Source organism: Actinomycetota bacterium, assembly GCA_009923495.1.
GTDB lineage: Bacteria > Actinomycetota > Actinomycetes > S36-B12 > UBA5976 > UBA5976.
Genome location: RFTJ01000053.1, coordinates 1 through 1,290 on the forward strand (window position 1 = coordinate 1; position 1,290 = coordinate 1,290).

General features: G+C 54.0%; 2 protein-coding genes. Both read left to right on the plus strand.

Features of this window, described 5'->3' with window-relative positions:
• Positions 1-919, plus strand: a 919-nt coding sequence (locus EBS36_07460) for a hypothetical protein (protein ID NBU32984.1), incomplete at its 5' end; no start/stop codon positions are given.
• Positions 916-1,290: hypothetical protein (locus EBS36_07465; GenBank protein NBU32985.1), on the plus strand; the 375-nt coding region annotated here is incomplete at its 3' end. The genes EBS36_07460 and EBS36_07465, both read left to right, overlap by 4 nt.

A 1,290-nucleotide genomic window follows, 5' to 3' on the forward strand; every position in this document is an offset into this window, starting at 1 on the left:
TGCCGACCACGCTGGATTCTATTCGGGATACCGCCTGACCTTCATGGAGGAATACGGCTCAACGCCTGTGGTGCAGACGGGAACCGTTACAACCGTGTCGGGCCGTGTTGCCTTTGCAGGCAACTTGGAGCAGTTGGAATTGGCGGATTGGAGTGGAGGGGTGTATTTCCCTGGCTTTATAACGGATGGCGTAAGCAAGGCACTTACGACCCCCACAACTCGCACGGTATATGGCACGGATTACGGATTCCTCTGCATGGGTCTATCGGGTCAGCCTTGGGATAGAGTTCAGGTAACTTATCCAACGAGAACCTTTACCGTTGCTTTGCCTGCATCGGTAAGCGGGTCCATCGCTCGCTTTGGTGCAGGGCCAATGAATCTTAAGGCACTCACATCAGGGCAATGCTCGGATAGCCAAGCGGGTTCGGTGGGATTCCCAACGGCAGATGGGTCATCGTACACCATCGCCTTTGAGGATTCGTTTGCAGGCAATTTCTCGGTTTACTACACCTACACCATCGGCCCTTGCCAGCGATTCAACTCCCAGCCTGTTCACTTCGTCAACAAATACGGAGGCATTGATTCCTACACCTTCACGCTCAAGAACCGCAAGCGAGCCAATGTGCAGCGGGATACCTTTGGGTATAATACGGACGTTTACGGCACGCTCACCTACGACAAAGTTTGGGCGGGGTCGTTTGACTACGTCTATGCACTCAACTCCGATTGGCTGACCGATGCGGAAAGCGAGTGGCTCATCGAACTTGTCCGAAGCGGGCAGGTATGGCTCGAACTTGATGGCCAACTTGTGGAAGCGGTGGTCAACGCTAATAGTTACCAGTTTGTAACCAGACGAAACGACCAGCTCCAGCAGTTGCAGATTGAGATTGCAGTCGCATACAAGAACAACATCCTATGAGCGTCACCCTGATTGCGTATCCGCTCAACGACAGCAATGTTGAGGTGCCGTATGTCTTGGACACCATGGGCGGCACGGACGTGGCCATAACCTACTCCATCAGCGACATCGAGGACGTAACCAAGCGCAGGGGGTCGTTCAGTAAGACCATCACCCTGCCGAACACTCCGACCAACGAGCGATGCTTTGGATTTGCGTACAACATCCAATCCTTTGTGGGAGGCTTCACACCGAACAAGAAGATTCGTGCCGCAATGTGGGAGGATGGGGTGCAGGTGTTCAGCGGAGTACTGCAACTGCTGTCCATGGCCAAGACGAGGGGCAAAGTCACCTACGAGGTGGGCTTGTTCACGGATGACGTGGGGCTATAC